The following is a 4,618-nucleotide window of genomic DNA, read 5'->3' as shown; positions in this document are numbered from 1 at the left end:
CGCACAAGCTAGCGCCCAGGCTGGCACCCAGGCCGGCACGCCGGCCCATGCACAAACTGGCACACCTGACGCGCAAGCTAGCACACAGGCTGGCACGCAGGCCGATGATCCTGCGGCCTTACTCAACGCCTTCATCGACGAGGCCCGCAAGCACTCCGAATGCCCCACCGCGATGGAAGGCGGCCAACTCGGCACGCTGAAACCCGGTCAGCTCTACCCGGCCCTGGATGCCGCCCTCTTCGGCCTCGCGGAAGGCCAACTCAGCGGCGTGCTCGAGTCCGAACTCGGTTTCCACCTGCTGCTGTGCGAGGCCATCCATCCCGCCAAAACGCTGGCCTTCGAGCAGGTTCGCGAACGCATTCATCAGGCCCTGGAGCAGCGCCGCCGCAAGGAGCAGCAACGCCAGTGGCTGGCGGGCTTGACGGCCTCAATGTGATGGCATCGATCAGCTCATCGGGGATTTCTGGGCCGATTCTGCAATCGACCGCCTGGGACGCGGCCATGCTCAAGGCCCATGCCCAGGCCAGCAACTATGACCGCGCCCTGTCTCTTGAACAGTTCAAGCACCAGAAAACCACCAGGCGTGAAATGAAGGGATGACAGGCAATCCTTGTCAGTAGTATCAAGTAGCGATACTATCCGAAAGGTGAAACGCAAGCATGCCAAAACGCTTGAACTGCTTTTCAAGCGCCCAGTCTCGGGCAGCGTGAAATTCCAGGATGTGCTCGCGCTGCTGGAAGCGCTCGGCGCCACGATCGAGTACAACCGCGAAGGCTCGCGCATCGGCATACTGCTGTTTGACGAGACCCGCGTGCTGCACAAACCACATCCGACGCCGGTGATGGACAAGGGCGCAGTCGCGGCAGTGCGTGATTGGCTAGCCGACCATGGGGTGACTCCACCATGATGAACACCATGACATTGGACGGCTATACCGCCGTCATCCGGTACAACCCAGAGACCGATGAATTCCGAGGCGAGATTCAGGGCCTCAATGGCGGCGCGGATTTCTATGGCAAGAATCCCGAGGAGCTGCGCCGTGAGTTCAAGGCATCTTTGGACTTTTTCGTCGCGATGTGTGAGAAACATGGCCGTCCCGTACGCAAGCCGGCCAGCGGTAAATTCGTCGTACGCCTACCGCCCGAGCTACATCAGGCCGCCACCACCGTAGCGCAGGCCGAAGGGATCAGTCTCAATGCACTGATGGAACGCGCGATTCGCCACGAACTCAGGGACGCAGCAGCCTGATCTCCCCTGATCTCCAAAGTTCTGACGGCCCTAACTGTCCCAAATGAACAGCCAGCCGCGACGCCGTGCGCGCGCATCGGGGCGATCGGCGAGCGCCTACGCGCGCGGGCCGATCCCGCTCCTCTGCTTGGGAGCGCGCATGGCTACAAGTACCGTCTTGCCCTGATTGTCGATGAGGTGTGCGTGCTGCGCTACGACAACGAAGCGGGCAAGGGCGACCACAAGTATCTTGGCGAACGCGAGATGCCGTATCAATGTGATGGCATCGATCAGCTCATCGGGGATTGCTGGGCCGATGTCAGCCAACAGTGAGGAATCTGCGGCGATGGCGACACTGACGATTGGAGTCTCCGATCTCGACGCGGTCAAGGACCGCATGAAAGCCGCGTTTCGCGGCGAACAGCAAGGCTGTCGATTCACCTTTCTCAGCGAAGAGGCATTGCTCGCGATGCTAAACCCGAACCGCTGGGCGATCCTCAAGGCACTGACCAGCTTACGCATTTGCCGTTTCAACGATTCCCCCGGGGATGCCAGATGCGCAGGATGACGATTTGCTCGTCGCGCAGCTCGTCGCGCATCTCGTGATCGCCAACGATGATCCGACGCACTTCGCGTGGCTCGAATTCCTGGAGAGATTCACCGAGCCGAGGATTGCCTGGTAATCCTGTCGCGGCGAAGGTTCGGCCGACTGCACGCACCGCCGCGTTGCGGCATAATCGTGCCACCATCACCGGCCATGGAACCCTGGCATGCGTTGGAACCGCGCCACGACAGTGATCATCCTGGTCTATCTCGCCTTCGGCAGCCTGTGGATCGCCCTGTCCGACTGGCTGCTCGGTCTATACGCCCAGGATACCGCGCAGCTGGTGCAGTGGCAGCAGTACAAGGGTGTCGCCTTTGTCGCCGTCACCGCGCTGCTGCTCTCCGCCATGTTGTCGGTCCGCCAGCGCCAGCTCGAGCGCAGCGAGGCGCGTTTCCTGGCCACCTTCGAGCAGGCGGCGATGGGCATCGCGCAGGTGGCGACGGACGGGCGCTGGCTGCGGGTCAACCAGAAGCTCTGCGCCATCCTGGGCTATTCCGCCGCCGAGCTGATGACGCGCCGGTTCCAGGATCTCACGCATCCCGACGACCTGGCTGCGGAGCTGGCCTTGGTGCGTGCCATCCTCGACGGCGAGCGCAACAATGACGCGCTGGAAAAGCGCTACCGGCGCAAGGATGGCCGGGTGCTCTGGGCCTATCTGACCCTGGCGTTGGTGCGTGACGAGCGCGGTCGGCCCGACTATTTCATCGCCGTCATCAAGGATATCGACGCCCGCAAGCAGACCGAAACCGCCCTGCTCGAAAGCGAGGCCCGGCAGCGACTGTTCATTCAGCACGCCCCGGCGGCGCTGGCGATGTTCGACACCGAGCTGCGCTTCATGATGGTCAGCGACCGGTGGCTGAAGGACTACTCGCTGCCCCGGCAAGATCTCGCCGGCCGCGGTCATTACGAGGTCTTTCCCGAGATCCCGCAACGCTGGCGCGAGATCCATCAACGCGCCCTGCGCGGCGAGGTGCTGCGTGCCGAGAGCGATTGTTTCATCCGCCCCGATGGCCGCACCCAGTGGCAACGCTGGGAGGTGCGGCCCTGGTATCGGGCCGATGCATCGATTGGCGGCATCGTCATCTTCACCGAGGACATCACGCGGCAGAAAGAGGCGGAGCGCGAGATGCGCATCGCCGCCACCGCCTTCGAGACCCGTCAGGCGATGGTCGTCACCGATGCGGCGCAACGCATCCTGCGCGTCAATCGCGCCTTCCGCGAGACCACCGGCTATCGCCAGGACGAGGTCATCGGACAGACGCCCGCCTTGCTCAAGTCGGGGCGCCACGAGGCCGTCTTCTATCGCGAGCTGTGGCAAGCGCTCAACCAGCACGGGCAATGGCAAGGCGAGATCTGGAACCGGCGCAAGAACGGTCAGATCTATCCAGCATGGTTGCACATCTCGGTGGTCACCGACGAGGAAGGTCGCGTCAGCCATTATGTCGGCGCCTTCGAGGACCTCTCCCGGCACAAGCAGGCCGAGGCCCAGATCCACAGCCTCTCCTACTTCGATGTGCTGACCAAGCTGCCCAATCGCCGACTCTTCATCGACCGTCTGCAACAGGCCTTGCGCACCAGCGACTGGTCGCGGCATCACGGCGCGGTGTTCTTCATCGACCTCGACGACTTCAGCGCGCTGAACGACACCCAGGGCCATGACGTCGGCGATAAGGTCTTGATCAAGATCGCTCACAATCTGGTGGCCGCGGTCGCTGGCGATGACACCGTCGCCCGTCTCGGCAGCGATGAATTCGTCGTCATCATCGAAAACCTCGACCCCCAGACCGAGGCCTCGCTGCTGCAAGCGAAGCACGCCGGCGAGCGCCTGCTGGCCGCGATCCGCCAGCCGCTTCAGATCGAGGGTAGCGAGTATGTGATCACCGCCAGCATGGGCGTCAGCCTCTTCGATGGCGCCACCGACTCCGTCACCGCGCTGCTCAAGCGTGCCGATGCGGCCATGCTGCAGGTGAGGAAGATCGGCCGCGATTGCCTGCACTTCTTCGATCAGGGCATGCAGCAGGCCCTGGAGCATCGGGTGGAACTGGAGGCCCTGCTGCGCAAGGCCATCCCCGAGCAGTTGCGGCTGCATTTCCAGCCGCTGGTCGATCGCCAAGGCCAAGCGGTCGGCGCCGAGGTCTTGGTGCGCTGGCAGAACCCGGGCAAGGGCCTGATCCCCCCTGGCGATTTCATCCCCTTGGCGGAGGAGTCGGGGCTGATCCTGCCGATGGGCCAGTGGATCTTGCACAGCGCCTGCGAGCAGTTGGCGCGCTGGCGGCATGATCCGGGGTTAAACCACCTCAGCCTGTCGGTCAACGTCAGTCCGAAACAGTTTCAGCAGGCGAATTTTATCGAACGAGTCGCCGAGGCACTGGACTGTGCGCAGGCCGATCCCAATCTGCTCAAGCTCGAGATCACCGAAGGCCTGCTGTTCGACGACCTCGATCGGGTCACCGAGACCATGCGACGGTTGAAGACGCTGGGAATCAGGTTCTCGCTGGATGATTTCGGCACCGGCTTCTCGTCGTTGTCGTACCTGAAGCAGTTGCCGGTGGACGAGTTGAAGATCGATCAGTCGTTCGTGCGCGATCTGGAATCGGATCACAGCAATGTCGCCATCGTGCGCACCATCGTCACGCTCGGACAAAGCCTGGGGCTTGCCGTCATCGCCGAGGGCGTCGAGACCGAGACCGCGCGCGAGCGCCTCGCCGCCCTCGGCTGCGATCGATTCCAGGGATACTATTTCGCCCGGCCGCTGCCGATCGAGGAGTTCGAACGCGCGCTCGCTGC

8 protein-coding genes are annotated in these 4,618 nt (G+C 63.1%); 7 read left to right on the top strand and 1 reads right to left on the bottom strand.

Annotated elements, in window-relative coordinates; translation table 11 throughout:
- From ACLFQI_RS11820 to ACLFQI_RS11795, 6 genes are all read left to right on the top strand, one after another.
- Positions 1-436 (top strand): peptidylprolyl isomerase (locus ACLFQI_RS11820; protein ID WP_410759579.1); only part of this gene is annotated, 436 nt, incomplete at its 5' end.
- Positions 406-600 (top strand): hypothetical protein, encoded by a 195-nt coding sequence (locus ACLFQI_RS11815; protein WP_410759577.1) that lies wholly within the window; start codon positions 406-408, stop codon positions 598-600. The genes ACLFQI_RS11820 and ACLFQI_RS11815, both read left to right, overlap by 31 nt.
- Before the next feature lie 46 nt (positions 601-646).
- Positions 647-907 (top strand): type II toxin-antitoxin system HicA family toxin, encoded by a 261-nt coding sequence (locus ACLFQI_RS11810; protein ID WP_410759576.1) that lies wholly within the window; start codon positions 647-649, stop codon positions 905-907.
- A complete protein-coding gene (locus ACLFQI_RS11805) occupies positions 907-1,248 on the top strand; it encodes a type II toxin-antitoxin system HicB family antitoxin (RefSeq protein WP_410759574.1) in 342 nt (113 codons plus the stop codon). The genes ACLFQI_RS11810 and ACLFQI_RS11805 overlap by 1 nt, the downstream gene beginning before the upstream one ends.
- 6 nt (positions 1,249-1,254) lie before the next feature.
- Positions 1,255-1,560 carry a DUF6516 family protein gene (locus tag ACLFQI_RS11800; protein WP_410759583.1) on the top strand — a complete coding sequence of 102 codons (306 nt, stop codon included), beginning with the start codon at positions 1,255-1,257 and terminating at the stop codon, positions 1,558-1,560.
- Positions 1,561-1,573: 13 nt separating this feature from the next.
- Positions 1,574-1,795, top strand: a complete 222-nt coding sequence (locus ACLFQI_RS11795; protein ID WP_410759572.1) for a hypothetical protein — start codon at positions 1,574-1,576, stop codon at positions 1,793-1,795.
- Here ACLFQI_RS11795 and ACLFQI_RS11790 read toward each other — a convergent pair.
- Entirely contained in the window at positions 1,758-1,976 is a 219-nt protein-coding gene (locus ACLFQI_RS11790) for a type II toxin-antitoxin system RelE/ParE family toxin (protein ID WP_410759581.1), read from the bottom strand. The two genes, ACLFQI_RS11795 and ACLFQI_RS11790, sit on opposite strands and share 38 nt — an antisense overlap.
- 21 nt (positions 1,977-1,997) lie before the next feature.
- Between ACLFQI_RS11790 and ACLFQI_RS11785 the strand changes: the two genes are divergently transcribed.
- Positions 1,998-4,618: EAL domain-containing protein (locus ACLFQI_RS11785; RefSeq protein WP_410759570.1), on the top strand; the 2,621-nt coding region annotated here is incomplete at its 3' end.

Origin of the sequence: Halochromatium sp. (assembly GCF_046541315.1) — a bacterium.
GTDB lineage: Bacteria > Pseudomonadota > Gammaproteobacteria > Chromatiales > Chromatiaceae > Lamprobacter.
The sequence above is the reverse complement of the archived record's forward strand: the minus strand, read 5'-3'. Positions and strand labels throughout refer to the sequence as shown.

Bases quoted from the DNA above. Each gene is read 5' to 3' on its own strand.
- ACLFQI_RS11790 (WP_410759581.1), bottom strand. From the start codon at position 1,976: ATGGTGGCACGATTATGCCGCAACGCGGCGGTGCGTGCAGTCGGCCGA.
- ACLFQI_RS11805 (WP_410759574.1), top strand. From the start codon at position 907: ATGAACACCATGACATTGGACGGCTATACCGCCGTCATCCGGTACAAC.
- ACLFQI_RS11795 (WP_410759572.1), top strand. From the start codon at position 1,574: ATGGCGACACTGACGATTGGAGTCTCCGATCTCGACGCGGTCAAGGAC.